We start from the raw sequence: 17,413 nt of genomic DNA, 5'->3' as shown, positions 1-17,413 counted from the left end.
CGCATCGACCTGCACGGCCTGACCCAGGACCGGGCGCGCGCGGCGCTGGAGGCGTTCCTGGGCCGCGCGTTCGGCGAGGGTTGGCGCGCGGTGCTGGTGATCACCGGCAAGGGCGTGCAGGGCGACGGGGTGCTGAAGAAGCGCGTCCCCGACTGGCTGGGCGCCCCGCACCTCAGCCACATCGTCGCCGGCATCTCCGAGGCGGCCCGCCGGCACGGCGGCGAGGGCGCGCTCTACGTGGCGCTGAAACGGAAGCCGCGGGGGTAGGCGCTCCCCCATCGGTGTCATCCCGGTTTGGGCGCAGCCCAAAACCGGGACCTAACCCGCCGGTGCTCAGTCGTGCCAGACTTCCACCAACGCGCGTGCCGTCTGGGCAGACGCGGAGCACGCGCAGGTTGGGTCCCGGTCTTCGCCTGACGGCGAAACCGGGATGACACGCGTTGGTGGGGCGGCGCGCTATTGCGGCAATGCAAACGCCACCAGCTTGTCGCCGCGCTTGGTGTCGCTCTTGGCGTGGCCGCCGGCGGCGATGACGACGTACTGGCGGCCCTTCCAGACGTAGGTCATGGGCGTGGCCTGGCCGCCGGCCGGCAGGCGGCCCTTCCAGAGCTCCTTGCCGGACGCCGCATCGAAGGCGCGCAGGTAGTTGTCCATGGCCGCGCCGATGAAGACCAGGCCGCTGCCCGTGACGATCGGGCCGCCGAAGTTGGGCGTGCCGACGCCGCGCATGAGCAGATGCGTGCCCGGCGCGAGGTCGCGCGTCGTGCCCAGGGGCACGCGCCAGAGGGTGCGGCCGTCCTTCAGGCTCACGGCCGACAGCGTGCCCCACGGCGGCGGATTGCAGGGCAGGCCGATCGGCGACAGCAGCACCTCGCGGCGCATGCCGTAGGCGACGCCGGTCTGCGGGCTGATCTCGACGTCGGGGTTGGCGTCCCGCTCGGCCTTCACGCGGTCCTTGGGGATCAGGGTGATGCGGTGGACCGCCGAGCTGGTGTTGACGAAGGCCACGCCGTTCCTGGCGTCGTAGGCGATGCCGCCCCAGTTCGAGCCGCCGCCTGTGAAGGGGTACATGATCGTGCCGCCGCCGGTGACGGGCGGGGTGTAGAGCCCCTCGGCGCGGGCGCCGGCGAGCAGCTTCCTGCAGGCGTCCTTGTCCCAGGGCGTCAGGCCGAAGGCGTCGTCGGGCGTGATGCGGCTGGGTGCGAGCGCCTCGGGGGCGACGGGGAACGGCTGGGTCGGCGACAGCGTCTCGCCCAGCGCGCCACCCTGCGGCACGGGCCGCTCGACGACGGGGATGATCGGCTGGCCGGTCTCGCGGTCGAGGGTGAAGAGCAGGCCCTGCTTGGTGGTCTGGATCACCGCCGGGCGCGGCGGGGCGCCCTTGTAGCTCACCATCCCGAGCGTCGGCTGGGCCGGGACGTCGTAGTCCCAGACGTCGTGGTGCACGGTCTGGAAGGCCCAGGCCACCTGGCCCGTGGCGGCGTGCACGGCGACCACCGAGTTGGCGTGGCCGGCGTTGCCCGGGCGCGCGGCGCCGTAGAAGTCGGGGCTGGGGCTGGAGGTGGGCAGGAAGACCAGGCCGCGCTCGAGGTCGGCGGAGATCGGGGCCCAGACGTTGGCGGCGCCGGCGTCGACGGCGGGCTGGGCGGCGGCCAGCGGATCGTAGGTCCAGCGCAGGGCGCCCGTGACCGCGTCGAAGGCGTGCACCGCGCCCGAGGCTTCCTGGACCCGCTGGTTGTCGTCGATGGACGAGCCGGTGATCACCACGCCGCCCACGACGACGGGGGCCGAGGTGATCTGCGCGCCGCCGGGCCGGCCGATCTTGATGCCGGGCATGGCGTTCACCTGGCCGCCCTGGCCGAAGCTGGGGCAGGCCTTGCCGGTGGCGGCGTCCAGCGCGAACAGGCGGCGATCGTTCGTGGCCATGAAGACCCGCTCGGCGCAGGGCGCGTTGGCAGGTGCGGCGGGGTCGCGCCAGTAGGCGACGCCACGGCAGTTGTACGAGTTCGGGTAGTGCAGCCTGTCGTCGATCCTGGCGTCGAAGGCCCAGAGCTGCTGGCCGGTCGCCGGGTCGTGGGCGCTGACCTTGTTGAACGGCGTGCAGACCATCAGCCGGCCGCCGGCCAGGATCGGCGTCGCCTCGAACGCGGCGCGGTCGCTGGCGTCGGGGTGGGCGGTGAGCTCGCCGGTGGAGACGGTCCAGGCGACCTTCAGGCCGCGGACGTTGGCGGGGGTGATCTGGGCGGCGGGCGAGAAGCGCTGGCCGCCGGCGTCGCCGCCGTAGTGGGCCCAATCCGCGTCCGGCGCGGGCGCGGGCTTGGGAACGTCCGGGGCGCAGGCCGAAAGCGCGAGGGCGGCGGCGGAGGCGAGGAGCAGGCGCTGGGTCATGGCGGCGATCATCATCCCACGCCCCGCGGTGGGAAGGGGCCAGGGGCTGAACGGCTGACCCGCTGGGGCGAACGGTGAAGGCGCGGAATCCGTCCCTGGGACGAGCGGTGGAGGGGCAGGGACGAGCGGAGAAAAGTCCTCCCCCAAAGGGGGAGGTGTCGCCGAAGGCGACGGAGGGGCTTCCTCAACGGTGACCCTACGGCGGAAGCCCCCGCCACCGCTTCGCGATCCCCCTCCCCCTGCGGGGTAGGAACTAGGCCTTCCGCGCGGCCTTCTCGGCGAGGCCTGACATGCCCTCGCGCTGTTCGAGCTTTTCGGCGACTTCGTCGAGGCTGACGCCGGCGGCGGCGATTACGACGAGCCAGTGGTAGATCAGGTCGGCGCTCTCGGCGGTCAGGCCGTCGCGGTCGCCCTGGGCGGCGGCGATCACCGTCTCGACGGCTTCCTCGCCCATCTTCTTGGCGGCGCGGTCGATGTCGGCCAGGAGCTGGGCCGTGTAGGACGTCGAGGTGTCGCCGTCGCGGCGGCTCTCGATGGTGTCGGCCAGCCGGCCGAGGACGTCGGTGAAGCGGCTCATGCTGCGGCCTTCTCGGTGAGGCGGACTGGGATTGCGGCGGCGGCCATGGCGGCCTTGGCCTCGCCGATGGAGACCTCGCCGAAGTGGAAGATGCTGGCGGCCAGGACCGCGTCGGCCCCGGCCTTCACGCCGTCGACCAGGTGCTGGGTATTGCCCGCGCCGCCCGACGCGATAACCGGCACCGAGACCGCCGCGCTGACGCGCCGGACCAGCTCCAGATCGTAGCCGGTCTTGGCGCCGTCGCGGTCCATGGAGGTGAGCAGGATCTCGCCGGCGCCCTTGGCCACCACCTCGGCGGCGTAGTCGATGGCGTCCAGGCCGGTGGGATTGCGGCCGCCGTGGGTGAAGACTTCCCAGCGCCCGTCGCCGGTCCGCTTGGCGTCCACCGAGACCACCACAGCCTGGCTGCCGAAGGCGTCGGCGCAGCGGCTGACCACGTCGCGGTCGGCCACGGCGGCGGTCATGATCGAGATCTTGTCGGCCCCGGCCAGCAGCAGGCGCCGCCCGTCCTCGACGCCGCGGACCCCGCCGCCGACGCTGAGCGGCATGAAGCAGACCTCGGCCGTGCGGCGCACGACGTCCAGGAGGATGCCGCGGTTCTCGTGGCTGGCGGTGATGTCGAGGAACATCAGCTCGTCGGCGCCGGCCGCGTCATAGGCCTGGGCCTGTTCCACGGGGTCGCCGGCGTCCACCAGGTTCACGAACTGCACGCCCTTCACCACCCGGCCGTCCTTGACGTCCAGGCAGGGTATGAGGCGCACCTTCAAACTCACGCCGCGATCTCCAGGGCCTGCGCCGGGTCGATCGCGCCGTTGTAGAGCGCGCGGCCCAGGACGGCGCCGGCCACCGGCACGCCCTTGCGCGCCTTCAGCTTGGAAATGTCGTCCACGCTGGCGAGGCCGCCCGCGGCGATGACCGGGATGGAGACCGCGTCGGCCATGGCGCCGAAGGCCTCGACGTTGAAGCCCATGACGGTGCCGTCGCGGTCGATGTCGGTGACGATGAGGGCGGCGACGCCGGCGTCCTCGAAGCGCTTCGCCACGGTGATGGCGTCGAGGTCGCTGTCGGCCGTCCAGCCTTCGACCGCGACCTTGCCGGCGCGCACGTCGACGCTCACGGCGATCTGCTCGGGGAAGCGGCGGGCCGCTTCCAGCACCACGGCCGGATCCTTGACCGCCACGGTGCCCAGGATCACGCGACTGACGCCGGCCTCGATCCAGCGCTCGATGTCGGCGAGCGTGCGGATACCACCGCCCAGCTGCACCGGCACCGAGACGGCCGACAGGATGCGCTCGACGGCGTCGGCGTTGATCGCCTTGCCCTGCACGGCGCCGTTCAGGTCGACCACGTGGATCCAGTGGAAGCCCGCCTCGACGAACGCACGGGCCTGGGCGCCGGGGTCTGTGTTGAACACGGTAGCCGTGGAGAGATCGCCGTGCAGGACGCGCACGCACTGGCCGTCCTTCAGATCGATCGCCGGGTAGAGGATCAAGGCTTCCACTCCAGGAAGTCGGCCAGGAGCTGAAGACCGGCCGCTTGCGATTTCTCGGGGTGGAATTGCACCCCGGCGAGGTTGTCGCGGGCCACGGCCGCGGGGAAACGCCCGCCGTGGTCCACATAGGCCGCCACGTCGGCGGAGTCTTGCGGGAACATGGCGAACGAGTGGGTGAAGTAGACGGGCGCGCCCGACTTCAGGCCGGCCAGCACCGGCAGGTCGGTGACGCCCTCCAGGTTGTTCCAGCCCATGTGCGGGACCTTCAGGGCGGGATCGGTGGGGGCGATCTTCCGCACGTCGGCCTCGATCCAGCCCAGGCCCGGCGTGACGCCGAACTCCAGGCCGCGGGTGGCCATCAGCTGCATGCCGACACAGATCCCGAGGAACGGCGCGCCGCGGGCGGTCACGGCCTCGTTCATCGCCTCGATCACGCCGGTGCGCTCGGCCAGGGCGGTCATGCAGGCGGCGAAAGCGCCGACGCCGGGCAGCACGATGCGGTCGGCCTTGCGGACCGTCTCGGGATCGTTGGTCACGACGATGTCGGCGGTCCCGGCCGCGGCGCGGACGAGGGCCTTTTCGGCCGAGCGCAGGTTGCCCGACCCGTAGTCGATCAGGGCGACTCGCTGCATGGGAGGGTCCTTACAGCACGCCCTTGGTGGAGGGGGCGTGGCCGTGGGTTTTGGGGTCGAGCTCGACGGCGTGGCGCAGGGCGCGGGCCAGCGCCTTGAAGCCGCTCTCGGCGATGTGGTGGCTGTTGGTCCCGCGCAGCAGGTCGAGGTGCACGCACGCGCCCAGGTTCATGGCGAACGCGTGGTGGAACTCCTTGAAGAGCTCGGTGTCCATGTCGCCGACCTTGGGCGTCCTGAACCCGACGTTCCAGATCAGGTAGGGCCGGTTCGACAGGTCGATGGCGCAGCGGGAGAGCGTCTCGTCCATCGGGATGTAGGCGTGGCCGAAGCGGCGGACGCCCTTGAACCCGTCGAGCGCTTCCTTGATCGCCTGGCCCAGCACGATGCCGGTGTCTTCCACCGTGTGGTGCATGTCGATGTGCAGGTCGCCCTTGGTCTCGACCTCGATGTCGATGCCGCCGTGGCGCGCGAAGCTGTCCAGCATGTGGTCGAAGAAGCCGATCCCGGTGGTGACCTTGGCCACGCCGGTCCCGTCCAGGTCCACGGCCACGCGGATCTGGGTCTCCTTGGTGTTGCGGACGACTTCGGCCTTCCGGCTCATCGCGTCAGTATCCCTTCGACTCGGCCAGTTCCTTCAGCGACACCGCGGGACGCGGGCCGTAGTGCGAGATCACCTCGGCGGCCGCCAGGCTGGCCAGCTTGCCGCATTGCTGCAGCGGCCGTCCCCGCGAGAGCCCGAACATGAACCCGGCCGCGTATTGGTCGCCCGCGCCCGTCGAGTCCACGACTTTTTCTACGGGTTCCACGGCGACCGTCAGCCGTTCGCCGTGGTCGATGATGACCGAGCCCTTCTCGCTGCGCGTGACGGCGGCGATCTTCACGCGCGGCCGCAGCGCCTCCAGCGCCGCGTCGAAGTCGTCGGTCTGGAACAGCGACTTCAGCTCGGCCTCGTTGGCGAACAGCAGGTCGACCTGGCCCTCGATGAAGCCCAGCAGAGCAGCGCGGTGACGCTCGACCACGAAGCTGTCCGAGAGGGTCAGCGCGATCATCCGGCCCGATCCGTGCGCCAGGCCTGCGGCCTTGGCGAAGGCGCGGCGGGCGGCTTCGGCGTCGAACAGGTAGCCCTCGAGGTAGACGATCTTGGAGGCCTCGACGGTCTCCTGGTCCACGTCGTCGTCGGTGAACTCCACCGAGGCGCCGAGGAAGGTGCACATGGTGCGCTGGGCGTCGGGCGTGACGTTGATCATCGAGACGGCGGTGGCCGGCCCGCCCACAAGGGGCTGGTTCTCGAAGCGGGCGCCGATGGCGCGCATGTCGTGGGCGAAGATGCGGCCCAGCTGGTCGTCGGCGACCTTGCCCATGAAGGCGCCCTTGCCGCCGAAGCTGGCCAGGCCCGCGATGGTGTTGGCCGCCGAGCCGCCCGACGCCTCCACCGCCTGCTGCATCTTCGAATAGAGCGCGGCGCTGGCCTTCGGATCGACCAGCATCATCGCGCCCTTGGTCAGCCCGTTCTCGCCCAGGAAGGCGTCGGTGCACGGCGCAATCACGTCGACGATGGCGTTGCCGATCGCGGCGACGTCGTAGAGGTCTGGCATTGCTGGCGGAATTCCGTGTGGGCCGAGGTCGGGGGCGGGGCTTACAGGGAAAGGGGCGGTGGCGCTACTGCAACCTCCCTTGATGGGGAGGGGCAGCTCGCCGAAGGCGAGCAGGGTGAGGAGGTGTCGATCCTCCCCGCCCTCAGCACTCCGGCCCACACTCCCTCACCCTGGCCGCTGGCGCGGCCTGTCCCTCCCCATCAAGGGAGGGAAGCTACCCGCCCCAGCGGCTGCCGCTCGAACTCCGCGCCGACATGCGGCCGCCGAAGCCGCCTCTCGAGATGATCGACGAGCGGGTCTGCACCTTCTGCGGGGTGTTGAAGGCGTCCGGCGGGTCGAAGCCGCGGCTGCCGATGCGGGTGCGGCCCGAGGAGTAGTCGGTCCAGACCCGGCCGCCCGACGTCGTGTAGAAGCCGCCGTCACGGTAGTCGCGGTACATGCCGCGGCCGCCCCAGCCGCCGTCCAGCATCTGGCCGACCACGAAGCCGGTGACCAGCGGGCCCCAGAACGAGCCGCCGCCGGCCTGGCTGCGCGGCACGCACTGGCCGGGGCCGTAGACGTCCTCGCAGGTGGTCTGGGCGTCGTACTTCGGGCCCTTCGTCTCGTCCTCGAGCGCGGCCTTCTGCGCCTTGTCGCAGGCGTCGTCCGGCACTTCGTTCTTGTCCTTGCACTCCTGCAGGGACTGGTAGGCCCAGGCGTCGACCGACTTGCCGGGGTTCTCGATCCGCACGTTGTCGGCAGGATTGTCGCCGCAGGCCGTCAGCGACACGCCGCCGGCGGCCATAAGGGTGGTGAGCGAAAGTCTGCGTGAGCGTTTCATGGGCGTCTAAGCCGTCATGCAGGCGGCGTTCAGTATGCCCACCGCCAGGGAAATGGAGAGCAGGTAGAGGGCCGTCGACATCTCGCCGCGCTCGATGCGGGCGGAGACGTCCGGCAGCGCGATGCGGCGCACCAGCCAGAAGGTGACCACCTGGATGACGCCGGCCAGCAGCGCCCAGGCCACGAATTCGGGCAGCGAGTGGGTCTGGGTCAGCGCCGAGGCCAGCGGGATCACATAGCCCAGCAGCGCGCCGCCCAGCGCGACGGCCGCCGCCGAATTGCCGGCGCGGATCAGGGCGCCCTCGTCGTGCGGCGTGATCCAGCGGTAGACCGCCTTGAAGATCAGCGTGAAGCCTCCGGCGGCGATAAACGCCAGCGCGAAGCTGAGCGCGCCGGACCCGAACGCATACGGATCAAAGACAACCATCACAGCCCCTTTCGTTGCGGACGCCCGTGTTGCGCCCTCAAGCTTCGAATTCCCCGATGTCGAGCGGAATGCCCACCATGATCTCGTGGGTCAGGTCGCCGCCCTGCGGCTCCATCTCGATGGCGAGCAGCAGCTCGCGCCCCTCGCCCGGCAGGTCGCGGGCGAACAGCATGCAGGTCTGGTAGATCCGCCGGGCGTTGCGGCCCGAGCGGTCGTCGTAGACGCTCTCCCAGAAGCTGACGGGATCCTGGCGCGCGTCGGTGTCGCCGAACCAGAAGCGCCGGTAGATGGGCAGGTCGTCCTGGGTGAAGCTCGGTGCGCGCAGCCGGTCGGCCCACTCGCGGCGCGCGCGGCCGTCGGGCGGGTAGGCCGATGAAAAGGGCCGGAAGAGGGTGAAGTCCTCGGCTTGCTGGCCGGCCTCGTCGGGGCTCACCATCTGCAGCATCAGGTCGTCTTCGGTGTAGAACCGGTGGACCCATCCGTCGGCCCCGAGGTCGATGGAGCCCTGGGCCACGATCGCGAGGGTGTCGGTGTCCATCTCGAAGACCGCGTCCGAACCCAGCCGCCGCCAGGCCAGCGGATCCAGCCGCACCGAGCGGCCGATGGTGACGTTGCGGACCACCGGAATCGCCGGTTCCGCGTCATCGTCCTTGCGCCCGCCGAAGAGCCCGCGAAAAATCACGTCATCAACCCTTGTTAGGTGTGGAGCATAGTCCCATCTTGCGCCTTGTCAAACGTACGCGTATGCATACCACGAATGCGACGTCCGAAGGATAAGGCAGGCCTGAGCCCTGCGGAACGGACCCGGTTGTGGCGCGAAGAGCGCCAGCGGCTGGGCCTCGTGAAGCTCGAGCTCTGGGTGCCGCCGGCCGCCAAGGTCGACATCCAGGCCGCCGCACGAGCCATCGTCACAGCGTCGAGCCGCGGACCGGCGCTGCTGAAGAACCCCGACCCTCCGCAGGGACCCCTGGCTATGGACCATGTCATCGACACCGACTGGTCGGTGAAGAGTCTTTCCCAAGCGCTCACCGAAACCCGCCTGCTGCGCGACGGAGAACTGACCACGCGTGTGCTGGAGGGAGCGGACGCCGTGCTCCAGATCACCATGCACGAGTTCGGGGACCTGCCGATCTTCCTGTCGGTGGGCTCGGAGCAAATCGTCGTGAGCGCGCTGATGTGGCCCGTCGACGAGCAGAAGGAGCAGGCGGCATTCAACGTCTTCCTCCTGAAGGCCCAGAAGCTGGTGCCGCTGTCGAACTTCGGCATCACCACCGTGGCCGGCCGGGACTACTATGAAATCTTCGGCGAGCTTTCGTGCAAGACCACGCTGCAGACGGTGATCATCGAGCTGCGCATGCTGGCCGAGAACGCCATCCGCGCCGCTGAGGACCTCCGCGAAAACTTCGCCACGGCCGCCTGAGGGGGATGACAAGATGTCGATGTTCTCGAAGCTGATCACCCTCTTCCGCGGTACGGCGCATGAGGCCGGCGCGGCTGTGGTGGACGCCAATGCGCTGCGCATCCTGGACCAGGAGATCCGTGACGCCGACAACGCGCTGGCCCGCGCCCGCGACGACCTGGCGACCCTGGTCGCCAAGCGGCGGATGACGGAGAAGGAGCTGCAGAACCTCAGGGACCAGTCGGTCCGCTATGAGGGCTCGGCTCGCGCGGCGCTGTCGAAGGGCGACGAGGCCCTGGCCACGGAAGTGGCGACGCGGATCGCCGAGCTGGAAGGCGAGATCGCGCTCAAGACCCCGCAGCTCGGCGACATGCGGTCCGCCGAGGAGCGCATGCACCAGACCATCGCCCAGACCCAGCAGAAGGTGGAGAACCTGCGCCGCGAGATCGACGTGGTGAAGGTCAACGACTCGGTGCAGCGCGCCCAGGCCGCCGTCGCCAGCCGCGGCGGCAGCGCCACGGCCGCCCTCGGTTCGGCCGCCGACAGCCTCAAGCGCATCAAGGAGCGCCAGGCCGTCCAGGACGAGAAGTTCCGGGCCGCCGGCGAGCTGGAGGACCGCCGCACCGGCGCCGACCTCGACGCCAAGCTGGCCGCCGCCGGCATCCTGCCCGGCCACACCTCGGCCAGCGACGTGCTGGCCCGCCTGAAGGCGCCGAAGGAAGAGGCGCTGCAACTGGAGGCCCCGCGCCTGCAGATCGAGGCCCAACCGGTGCCGGTCGAGCGGAAGGACGAGGCGTAACGCCCCCCTGCCTCCCGCGCGCAGCGGCGGGAGGGGGACCAGTCGCCGAGCGTAGCGAAGAGCGGCTGGTGGAGGGGGCGAGCTTCAAGCTGGGCGGAATGATCCGCCGTATCCAACACGGTGGATGGGGCTCGCCCCCTCCACCACCCGCTCTTCGGCGGGCGGTCCCCCTCCCGCCGCTGCGCGGGGGAGGTAAGACATGGAACGCATCAAGACGGCCGAGCGCCCCGGCTGGGATGAGAAGGCCGAGGCGCTCGGGTTCACCTGGCGTCACCTGGACGGCGCCCGGTACTGGGACGAGCGCGCCTACTACGCCTTCACCCTCGCGGAGATCGAGGACGGCATCGAGGAGCCGGCGCGCGAGCTGCACCAGATGTGCCTTTCGCTGGTCGACGAGGTGGTCCGCAGCGAGGAGCTGATGGGCAAGCTGGCCATTCCCGCGGGCTCGCGCGACGACGTGGCCGACAGCTGGATCATGAAGCAGCCGTCGCTCTACGGCCGCTTCGACTTCGCCTACGACGGGACCGGTCCGGCGAAGCTGTACGAGTACAACGCCGACACGCCGACCAGCATCTACGAGACCGGCACTTTCCAGTGGATCTGGCTGGAGGACATGATCGCCGCGGGCGCGCTGCCGGCCGACGCCGATCAGTTCAACAGCCTGCACGAGAAGCTGGAGGCCCGCTTCCGGGCGATCTTCCCCGGCGGCGGCTTCGTGCACTTCGCCAGCGATCCGGACTCGGTCGAGGACCGGCAGACGGTGAAGTACCTGGAGGACATCGCGGCCCAGGCGGGGCTGGAGCCCAAGTTCGTGCCGATCGAGGGCATCGGCCTGGACGCCGACGGCCGCTTCGTCGACGAGGACAACTACATCGTCCAGGCGATCTTCAAGCTCTACCCGTGGGAGGAGATGTTCCGCGAGGACTACGCCGGCAAGATCGCCGGCTCGCGGACCCGCTTCCTGGAGCCGGCCTGGAAGGCGATCCTCTCCAACAAGGGGATGCTGCCACTGCTCTGGGAGCGGCACGCGGGCCACCCGAACCTGCTGCCGGCCTTCTTCGAGAGCGACCCGCGCGCGGCGGAGCTGGGCAAGTCCTATGTGCGCAAGCCGCTGTTCAGCCGCGAGGGGGCCAACATCGAGCTGGTCGACGCGGGCCGCCGCGCCCCGGTGCTGGACCAGGGCTACGGCGAGGAGGGCCACATCCGCCAGGCGCTGCACGCGCTGACGCCGTTCGACGGGAACTATCCGGTGGTGGGGGCCTGGATCGTCGGCGACGAGCCGGCCGGCGTGGGCATCCGCGAGGACAAGAGCCGGGTCACCAAGAACCTGTCACGCTTCGTGCCGCACGCCATCGTCGGCTAGCAGCGCTCACGCACCCAGCGTCGCCATGAAGAGCGCGGCGCCCGGCAGCAGCAGGACGACCGCGGCCGCGGTGATGAAGCTGGCGATCAGGTCGCGGCCGCTTTCGGCGGCCTGCGGCGCGTCTTCGACGAAGTGGGTGATGCAATCGGTGGTCATGAGAGCCTCCATCGGCGGGGTTCGATTGACCGCAATAAAGGTCATCGAACGCCGTCCGACAAAGGAGAAGGCGGCCGTTCAGGTGAGCTGAGCTCACTCGAGACGACGCAGCCCCTCGGAGTCCGCCTGGGCGATCAGCCAGTTGCGGAATCGGCGGATGTCGGGCCGGTCCGCCTTTTCCGGCAGGGTGATGATCCACTGGCTGTAGGAGCTCTGGAGCTCGATATCGAAGGGCTTCACCAGTCGGCCGGACGCCAGTTCGTCCTGCACCAGGGCCGCCTCCCCAAGGGCCACGCCGCGTCCCGCGAGCGCCGCCTCGATGGCCAGATAGACGTTGGAGAACTGCTGCCCGGAGCGCCAGTCCACCTCCGGCGCGCCCGCGAGCGCCAGCCAGTGGCCCCAGTCCGGCTCGGCCTGGGCCAGGTAGACGTCGGCGAGCAGCGGCGCCTTGGCGAGGTCGTGCGGGGTTCGCAGCGGCGTCCGTTCCAGCAGGCGCGGGCTGCAGACGGGGAACAGGAACAGTGAGATCAGCTTCTGGGCCGCGAACCCCGGAAACGGCCCGCGCCCGAAACGGATCGCCAGGTCGTAGGGATCGCGCGCCAGGTCGACGGCGGTGTCTGACGCGGCGATCAGCACCTGGATGTCGGGATGGCGTTCGTTGAACAGGTGGAGGCGCGGCACCAGCCAGCGGGCGGCGAAGGAATGCATGGCGGTGACCGCCAGCGGACCCGGGCGCGCCCCGCGGACCTCGGCGACGGCCTCCTCGATGCGGCTGAGCCCCTGGCGCACGCCGGTCGCCAGGCGCCGGCCGGTGTCGGTCAGCTTCACGGCCCGGTTGAAGCGCTCGAACAGACGAACGGAGAGCTCGGTCTCCAGGGCCTTGATCTGGCGGCTGACCGCGCCGGGGGTGATGGCCAGCTCCTCGGCGGCCTCCAGGAAGCTCTCGTGCCGCGCGGCCGCCTCGAAGACGCGCAGGCCCGAGAGCGGGAGCCGCCGGCCGCTCATGACGCCACGAACAGGTGGCGCGACGGGCAGAGGTCGGCCACCGGGCACTCGGGGCACTTCGGCCTGCGGGCCACGCAGGTGTAGCGGCCGTGCAGGATCAGCCAGTGGTGGGCGCGGGTCAGGGCGGGCTCCGGGACGACGGCCATCAGGTCCTGCTCGACCTTGTCGGGCGTCTTGCCGGTCGACAGGCCCAGGCGGTGGCTGACGCGGAAGACGTGGGTGTCGACGGCGATGGCGGGCTCGATGCGCAGCTCGTTCAGGACGACGGAGGCGGTCTTGCGGCCCACGCCCGGCAGAGCCTGCAGCTTCTCGCGCTCCAGCGGCACCTCACCGCCGTACTGCTCGATCAGGATCTCCGCCATCCGGATCACGTTCTTGGCCTTCATGTTGTAGAGGCCGATGGAGGAGATGAACGGCTTCAGGCCCCCCTCGCCCAGCGCCAGCATCTTCTGCGGCGTGTCGGCGACCTGGAAGAGCTTGTCCGTGGCCTTGTTGACCGAGACGTCGGTGGCCTGGGCCGACAGAGCCACGGCGACCACCAGGGTATAGGGGCTGTCGTAGTCGAGCTCGGTGCGCGGGTCGGACTCCTGGCTCTCGAACCGCGCGAACAGCTCGGCGATCCGGGCCGCCTCGGCGGGCTTGAGCTTCTTGCGCTTGAGGGCGGGCTTGGCCATGGGGCGGAAGGTGCCCTGAGCCCACCACAAGTGTCATCCCGGTTTCGCGAAGCGAAGACCGGGACCCAACCCGCCCCGATGCTCTCAGCTCGCGTTGCTGGCTCCAGCGCGGATGGAACCCGGCAGCGTCGGAGGTGCGGCTGGTTGGGTCCCGGTCTTGGGCTGCGTCCAAACCGGGATGACACCGTTGGGGGTGGTTACCCCCGATCCACCGCGAACGGCCCGAACGCCTGCTGCACCGGCATCAGCTCCAGGGTGTTGACGTTGATGTGGGCGGGCAGCTTCAGGACGCTCTCGCAGACGAGGGCGATGTCGTCGGCGCTCATGGCGTGGACGCCCTTGTAGACGCCCGCCGCCTTCTCGGCGTCGCCGGCGAAGCGGACAACCGAGAACTCGGTCTCGGCCATGCCGGGCTCGATGGAGGTGACGCGCACCTTCGTGCCCAAGAGGTCCGAGCGCAGGTTCAGCGAGAACTGGCGCACGAAGGCCTTGGTCGCGCCGTACACGTTGCCGCCCGGATAGGGGTAGCTGGCGGCCACCGACGAGATGTTCAGCACGTCGCCGCGGTTGCGCGCCACCATGCCCGGCAGCACGGCGCGGGTGATCCGCACCAGGCCGGTGACGTTGGTGGCGATCATGGTCTCCCAGTCGCTGAGCGAGGCCTCGTGCGCCTTGCCGAGGCCCAGCGCCAAGCCGGCGTTGTTATAGAGGATGTCGATGGCCGCGAAGTCCGCCGGCAGGCTGGGCAGCAGGGCTGCGATCGAGGCCTCGTCGGTCACGTCGAGCTGGCGGGTCAGCAGGCGGTCGGTGGCGAGCTCCTTGGCCAACGCCTCCAGCCGCCCGGCGCGGCGGCCGGTGGCGATCACCCTGGCGCCCGCCGCCAGCAGCCTGCGCGCCATCGCCTCGCCGAAGCCGGACGTGGCGCCCGTCACCAGCGCGATACGGCCCTCGCCCCAAGTCTCCGCCATCACTCCACCTTCGCTACCGAATCCACGATCGCCATCGCCGCCTCGCGTCCGATCAGCCGTTCGACGATCCAGCCGGCGAGGTCCTGGGTGGCCAGGCAGCCGCCGCCGGTGGCGAGGTTGCCGTGCACCACGAAGGGCCGCCGCTCGGTCTTGACGCCCATGGCCTCGAGCTCGGCGAAGACGCTGGGATAGGTGGTTGCGCTGAGGCCGTCCAGCAGGCCGAGCTTCGCCAGGATCAGCGCGCCGGAGTCGATGGCGGCCACCAGCTGGCGCGAGGGGTCGAGGCGGAGCGCGCCCAGGAAGGCCGGGTCCTTGATCTTGGTGCGGCTGCCCGGGCCGCTGACGATGAAGACGGCGTCGGCGTCGTTGGCCCACTCCAGCGGCTCGTGGCGGTCGATGGCGAGGCCCGAATACGAGCGGATGCGGCCGGCGTCGGCGCAGATGCGCACCGTCCACTCGCCGCCGTAGGCCGCGTAGGTCGCGTCCTTCACGCGGTAGAACAGGTCCCAGGGCAGGAACAGGTCCACGTCGGTGAACCCCTCGAACGCCACCATCGCGATCTTCATGCGCGGCCTCCATCGGTCAGCATCGGGCCTGCGATGTGGGGCGGCGGCGCGCTTTCGCGGAGAGCCAGTTCTCAGCCTGTGGACTTCCCGCGGCCTGCGGTTCTATCGTCCGCGCCCATGACGGAAGCGGCGCTCTATATGGACGCGGAGATCCGGCCGAACCGCTCGCTCTCGGAGCGTGGGTTCATCATACTGATCTCGGTGATCACCGCGGCGAATGTGGCCTCGGCGGCCGTGTTCGTGAAGCTGGGCGCCCACTGGGTGCTGCCGTTCCTGGGCATCGACCTGCTGGCCATCGTCGTGGCGTTCATCGTGAGCTTCCGGTCGGGCCGCGTGATCGAGCGCATCCAGGTGAGCGCGGGCGAGGTGCGCGTCACCTACGAGAGCCCGAAGGACAGCCGCATCGTCTGGGAAAGTCCCACCGCCTTCACCCGCATCACCGTGGAGAAGGACGAGGAGGACCGCGTCATGGCGCTGCGCCTCGCGCTCTCGGGCAAGGAGACGCCCGTGGCCGCGGCGCTGAGCCCCGGCGAGCGCGGCGAGTTCGCCAAGGCGCTGGAAGAGGCGATCTGGAAGGCGCGGCGGCATCGGGAGTGATTTCCCTCCCTTGATGGGGAGGGACGGCTCGCGAAGCGAGCGGGGTGAGGAGGTGTCGATCCTCCCCGCCCTCTGAGCTCTGGCCCACACTCCCTCACCCTGGCCGCTCGCGCGGCCTGTCCCTCCCCATCAAGAGAGGGAAATCACAGGATGAACTTGGACAGGTCCGCGTTCATCGACAGCTCGCCGACGCGGCTCTGCACGTAGGCGGCGTCGATGATGATGGTTTCGCCGGTGCGGTCGGCGGCGGTGAAGCTGATCTCCTCCATCACCTTTTCGAGCACGGTCTGCAGGCGGCGCGCGCCGATGTTCTCGACCGAGCCGTTCACCGCCACGGCGGCGTCGGCGAGCGCGTCGTAGGCGTCCTCGGTGAAGCGGATCGTCACGCCCTCGGTGGCCAGCAGCGCCCTGTGCTGCAGGGGCAGGTTGGCCTCGGGCTCGATGAGGATGCGGCGCATGTCCTCGCGGCTCAGCGCCTTCAGCTCCACCCGGATCGGCAGGCGGCCCTGCAGCTCGGGGAGCAAGTCCGAAGGCTTGGCCACATGGAACGCGCCCGAGGCGATGAACAGGATGTGGTCGGTCTTCACCGGGCCGTGCTTTGTGGAGACGGTCGTGCCCTCGATCAGCGGCAGGAGGTCGCGCTGCACGCCCTCGCGGGAGACGTCGGCGCCGACGCGCTCGCGGTTCGAGGCCACCTTGTCGATCTCGTCCAGGAAGACGATGCCCTCGTTCTCGGCCAGCGACAGGGCCTCGGTGGTGAGCGCCTCCTGGTCCACCAGCTTGTCGCTCTCCTCGGCGATCAGCGGCGCCCAGGCTCCGGAGACGGTGGTCTTGTGGGTCTTGGTGCGGCCGCCGAACGCCTTGCCCAGCATGTCGCCCAGATTGAGCATGCCCATGGAGGCGCCGGGCTGGCCGGGGATGTCCATCATGCCCAGCGGCGAGGCCGTGTCGGCCATCTGCAGCTCGACCTCCTTGTCATCCAGCTCGCCGGCGCGGAGCTTCTTGCGGAAGCTCTCGCGGGCGGCCGTGGAGCCAGGGCCGGTCAGGGCGTCCAGGATCCGCTCCTCGGCCGCGGCCTCGGCGCGGGCGCGCACGCCGGCTCTACGCTTCTCGCGCACCATGGCGATGGCGCTCTCGACCAGGTCGCGGACGATCTGGTCCACGTCGCGGCCGACGTAGCCCACCTCGGTGAACTTGGTGGCCTCGACCTTCAGGAACGGGGCCTGGGCCAGCTTGGCGAGGCGCCGCGCGATCTCGGTCTTCCCGACGCCGGTGGGGCCGATCATCAGGATGTTCTTGGGCGTCACCTCGTCGCGCAGGTCGTCGGGCACGCGGCGGCGGCGCCAGCGGTTGCGCAGGGCCACGGCGACGGCCTTCTTCGCCTCGTGCTGGCCGACGATGTAGCGGTCGAGCTCGGAGACGATCTCGCGGGGGGAAAATTCGGTCATGTGGGATCTTAGATAGTCACGAAGCGGGCGGCGCCACAGGCGGGGCCTTGAGCGGCGGGGCGGGCAGCAGCTCGTCGAAGAGCAGGCGCCAGCCGGCCTTGTCGTTGCGCCAGATGCGCACGTAGTGCGCGCGCTGGGGCGAACCGTCCTGGGCGGTCCACTGCGCGGCGCCATAGGTCCAGGCGAGGTCGCCGGCGTTCGATGCCGAGCCGCCCAGCGGGGCGAAGGCGATGGACGTGGCCCGCGTGGCAAGCTCGGCCTCGATCTCGGCGCGGCTCGTCGTCGGCTTGGCCCGCGAGCCGGCGACGCGGCCGTCCTCGGCCACGGCGGCCAGGAAGGCGGCCTTCACATCGGTTTTCGCCGCGGCGTGCAGGGTCTTCTCGGCCTCGGTCACCTCAGCCATCGCCTTGCCGGGCGAGCCGGCGCGGCGGGACGACAGCTTCGCGTAGGCGACGGGCGAGTCCTTGGGCGCGGCGCCGGTCTGGTCGCTGGGTGGGCCGCCGTCGTA

Annotated in this window: 22 protein-coding genes; 5 read left to right on the top strand and 17 right to left on the bottom strand. The window is 70.3% G+C overall.

The window, feature by feature from the left end:
• Positions 1–267: Smr/MutS family protein (locus VGD44_RS17540; RefSeq protein WP_331089475.1), on the top strand; the 267-nt coding region annotated here is incomplete at its 5' end.
• A 189-nt stretch (positions 268–456) separates the two neighbouring features.
• Here the strand turns inward: VGD44_RS17540 and VGD44_RS17535 are convergent.
• The 10 genes from VGD44_RS17535 to VGD44_RS17490 form a co-directional block, all read right to left on the bottom strand.
• A complete protein-coding gene (locus VGD44_RS17535) occupies positions 457–2,400 on the bottom strand; it encodes a pyrroloquinoline quinone-dependent dehydrogenase (RefSeq protein ID WP_331089473.1) in 1,944 nt (647 codons plus the stop codon).
• A 241-nt stretch (positions 2,401–2,641) separates the two neighbouring features.
• Positions 2,642–2,965: a phosphoribosyl-ATP diphosphatase gene (locus VGD44_RS17530; protein ID WP_331089471.1), complete on the bottom strand. Its 324-nt coding sequence runs from the start codon at positions 2,963–2,965 to the stop codon at positions 2,642–2,644.
• The gene (gene hisF, locus VGD44_RS17525) at positions 2,962–3,738 is read right to left on the bottom strand and encodes an imidazole glycerol phosphate synthase subunit HisF (RefSeq protein ID WP_331089468.1); all 777 of its coding nucleotides are present in this window, start codon (positions 3,736–3,738) and stop codon (positions 2,962–2,964) included. The genes VGD44_RS17530 and hisF overlap by 4 nt, the downstream gene beginning before the upstream one ends.
• Positions 3,735–4,457 carry a 1-(5-phosphoribosyl)-5-[(5-phosphoribosylamino)methylideneamino]imidazole-4-carboxamide isomerase gene (gene hisA / locus VGD44_RS17520; RefSeq protein WP_331089465.1) on the bottom strand — a complete coding sequence of 241 codons (723 nt, stop codon included), beginning with the start codon at positions 4,455–4,457 and terminating at the stop codon, positions 3,735–3,737. The genes hisF and hisA overlap by 4 nt, the downstream gene beginning before the upstream one ends.
• Positions 4,454–5,089 (bottom strand): imidazole glycerol phosphate synthase subunit HisH, encoded by a 636-nt coding sequence (hisH, locus tag VGD44_RS17515; protein WP_331089462.1) that lies wholly within the window; start codon positions 5,087–5,089, stop codon positions 4,454–4,456. Before hisH ends, hisA begins: the two co-directional genes overlap by 4 nt.
• Before the next feature lie 10 nt (positions 5,090–5,099).
• Positions 5,100–5,690 carry an imidazoleglycerol-phosphate dehydratase HisB gene (gene hisB / locus VGD44_RS17510; protein WP_331089460.1) on the bottom strand — a complete coding sequence of 197 codons (591 nt, stop codon included), beginning with the start codon at positions 5,688–5,690 and terminating at the stop codon, positions 5,100–5,102.
• 4 nt (positions 5,691–5,694) lie between these two features.
• Positions 5,695–6,684, bottom strand: coding sequence for an adenosine kinase (locus VGD44_RS17505; RefSeq protein ID WP_331089458.1), 990 nt, complete (start codon positions 6,682–6,684; stop codon positions 5,695–5,697).
• A gap of 214 nt (positions 6,685–6,898) precedes the next feature.
• Positions 6,899–7,504 carry a DUF1190 domain-containing protein gene (locus VGD44_RS17500; protein ID WP_331089456.1) on the bottom strand — a complete coding sequence of 202 codons (606 nt, stop codon included), beginning with the start codon at positions 7,502–7,504 and terminating at the stop codon, positions 6,899–6,901.
• Between the two features lie 6 nt (positions 7,505–7,510).
• Positions 7,511–7,930, bottom strand: a complete 420-nt coding sequence (locus VGD44_RS17495; RefSeq protein WP_331089454.1) for a DUF350 domain-containing protein — start codon at positions 7,928–7,930, stop codon at positions 7,511–7,513.
• Positions 7,931–7,967: 37 nt separating this feature from the next.
• Positions 7,968–8,612, bottom strand: a complete 645-nt coding sequence (locus tag VGD44_RS17490) for a DUF2491 family protein (protein ID WP_331089452.1) — start codon at positions 8,610–8,612, stop codon at positions 7,968–7,970.
• 126 nt (positions 8,613–8,738) lie between these two features.
• On the opposite strand from VGD44_RS17490, the gene VGD44_RS17485 reads away from it, so the two are divergent.
• The 3 genes from VGD44_RS17485 (at position 8,739) to VGD44_RS17475 (ending at position 11,491) form a co-directional block, all read left to right on the top strand.
• Positions 8,739–9,350, top strand: coding sequence for a YjfI family protein (locus VGD44_RS17485; protein WP_331089450.1), 612 nt, complete (start codon positions 8,739–8,741; stop codon positions 9,348–9,350).
• Between the two features lie 13 nt (positions 9,351–9,363).
• Positions 9,364–10,128, top strand: coding sequence for a PspA/IM30 family protein (locus VGD44_RS17480; protein ID WP_331089448.1), 765 nt, complete (start codon positions 9,364–9,366; stop codon positions 10,126–10,128).
• A 199-nt stretch (positions 10,129–10,327) separates the two neighbouring features.
• On the top strand, positions 10,328–11,491 hold the full coding sequence (locus tag VGD44_RS17475) for a glutathionylspermidine synthase family protein (protein WP_331089446.1): 1,164 nt from the start codon (positions 10,328–10,330) through the stop codon (positions 11,489–11,491).
• A 6-nt stretch (positions 11,492–11,497) separates the two neighbouring features.
• Here the strand turns inward: VGD44_RS17475 and VGD44_RS17470 are convergent, their stop codons facing one another.
• The 5 genes from VGD44_RS17470 to VGD44_RS17450 form a co-directional block, all read right to left on the bottom strand.
• Positions 11,498–11,647 carry a hypothetical protein gene (locus tag VGD44_RS17470; RefSeq protein WP_331089444.1) on the bottom strand — a complete coding sequence of 50 codons (150 nt, stop codon included), beginning with the start codon at positions 11,645–11,647 and terminating at the stop codon, positions 11,498–11,500.
• Between the two features lie 93 nt (positions 11,648–11,740).
• On the bottom strand, positions 11,741–12,652 hold the full coding sequence (gene gcvA, locus VGD44_RS17465; protein ID WP_331089442.1) for a transcriptional regulator GcvA: 912 nt from the start codon (positions 12,650–12,652) through the stop codon (positions 11,741–11,743).
• The gene (gene nth, locus VGD44_RS17460; RefSeq protein ID WP_331089440.1) at positions 12,649–13,326 is read right to left on the bottom strand and encodes an endonuclease III; all 678 of its coding nucleotides are present in this window, start codon (positions 13,324–13,326) and stop codon (positions 12,649–12,651) included. The genes gcvA and nth overlap by 4 nt, the downstream gene beginning before the upstream one ends.
• Positions 13,327–13,523: 197 nt before the next feature.
• Positions 13,524–14,294: an SDR family NAD(P)-dependent oxidoreductase gene (locus tag VGD44_RS17455; protein ID WP_331089438.1), complete on the bottom strand. Its 771-nt coding sequence runs from the start codon at positions 14,292–14,294 to the stop codon at positions 13,524–13,526.
• Positions 14,294–14,860 carry a DJ-1/PfpI family protein gene (locus VGD44_RS17450; RefSeq protein WP_331089436.1) on the bottom strand — a complete coding sequence of 189 codons (567 nt, stop codon included), beginning with the start codon at positions 14,858–14,860 and terminating at the stop codon, positions 14,294–14,296. The genes VGD44_RS17455 and VGD44_RS17450 overlap by 1 nt, the downstream gene beginning before the upstream one ends.
• Before the next feature lie 117 nt (positions 14,861–14,977).
• On the opposite strand from VGD44_RS17450, the gene VGD44_RS17445 reads away from it, so the two are divergent.
• Complete coding sequence (locus tag VGD44_RS17445; protein ID WP_331089434.1) at positions 14,978–15,457, top strand: DUF2244 domain-containing protein; 480 nt, start codon at positions 14,978–14,980, stop codon at positions 15,455–15,457.
• A gap of 143 nt (positions 15,458–15,600) precedes the next feature.
• Here VGD44_RS17445 and hslU read toward each other — a convergent pair whose 3' ends face one another.
• Positions 15,601–16,905, bottom strand: a complete 1,305-nt coding sequence (gene hslU / locus VGD44_RS17440; RefSeq protein WP_331089432.1) for an ATP-dependent protease ATPase subunit HslU — start codon at positions 16,903–16,905, stop codon at positions 15,601–15,603.
• A 16-nt stretch (positions 16,906–16,921) separates the two neighbouring features.
• Positions 16,922–17,413: nuclear transport factor 2 family protein (locus VGD44_RS17435; protein WP_331089430.1), on the bottom strand; the 492-nt coding region annotated here is incomplete at its 5' end.

The organism is Phenylobacterium sp. (genome assembly GCF_036402295.1).
Lineage (GTDB): Bacteria > Pseudomonadota > Alphaproteobacteria > Caulobacterales > Caulobacteraceae > Phenylobacterium.
Note: the sequence above shows the minus strand (reverse complement) of the source record. Positions and strands in the feature narration are given on the sequence as shown.

Excerpts from the sequence above, each read along its gene's own strand:
- VGD44_RS17450 (WP_331089436.1), bottom strand. The coding sequence starts at position 14,860 with ATGAAGATCGCGATGGTGGCGTTCGAGGGGTTCACCGACGTGGACCTG.
- VGD44_RS17455 (WP_331089438.1), bottom strand. The coding sequence starts at position 14,294 with ATGGCGGAGACTTGGGGCGAGGGCCGTATCGCGCTGGTGACGGGCGCC.
- VGD44_RS17445 (WP_331089434.1), top strand. The coding sequence starts at position 14,978 with ATGACGGAAGCGGCGCTCTATATGGACGCGGAGATCCGGCCGAACCGC.
- VGD44_RS17475 (WP_331089446.1), top strand. The coding sequence starts at position 10,328 with ATGGAACGCATCAAGACGGCCGAGCGCCCCGGCTGGGATGAGAAGGCC.
- VGD44_RS17505 (WP_331089458.1), bottom strand. The coding sequence starts at position 6,684 with ATGCCAGACCTCTACGACGTCGCCGCGATCGGCAACGCCATCGTCGAC.
- hisB (WP_331089460.1), bottom strand. The coding sequence starts at position 5,690 with ATGAGCCGGAAGGCCGAAGTCGTCCGCAACACCAAGGAGACCCAGATC.
- VGD44_RS17495 (WP_331089454.1), bottom strand. The coding sequence starts at position 7,930 with ATGGTTGTCTTTGATCCGTATGCGTTCGGGTCCGGCGCGCTCAGCTTC.
- hisH (WP_331089462.1), bottom strand. The coding sequence starts at position 5,089 with ATGCAGCGAGTCGCCCTGATCGACTACGGGTCGGGCAACCTGCGCTCG.
- VGD44_RS17470 (WP_331089444.1), bottom strand. The coding sequence starts at position 11,647 with ATGACCACCGATTGCATCACCCACTTCGTCGAAGACGCGCCGCAGGCC.
- nth (WP_331089440.1), bottom strand. The coding sequence starts at position 13,326 with ATGGCCAAGCCCGCCCTCAAGCGCAAGAAGCTCAAGCCCGCCGAGGCG.
- VGD44_RS17480 (WP_331089448.1), top strand. The coding sequence starts at position 9,364 with ATGTCGATGTTCTCGAAGCTGATCACCCTCTTCCGCGGTACGGCGCAT.
- hslU (WP_331089432.1), bottom strand. The coding sequence starts at position 16,905 with ATGACCGAATTTTCCCCCCGCGAGATCGTCTCCGAGCTCGACCGCTAC.
- VGD44_RS17535 (WP_331089473.1), bottom strand. The coding sequence starts at position 2,400 with ATGATCGCCGCCATGACCCAGCGCCTGCTCCTCGCCTCCGCCGCCGCC.
- VGD44_RS17500 (WP_331089456.1), bottom strand. The coding sequence starts at position 7,504 with ATGAAACGCTCACGCAGACTTTCGCTCACCACCCTTATGGCCGCCGGC.
- gcvA (WP_331089442.1), bottom strand. The coding sequence starts at position 12,652 with ATGAGCGGCCGGCGGCTCCCGCTCTCGGGCCTGCGCGTCTTCGAGGCG.
- VGD44_RS17530 (WP_331089471.1), bottom strand. The coding sequence starts at position 2,965 with ATGAGCCGCTTCACCGACGTCCTCGGCCGGCTGGCCGACACCATCGAG.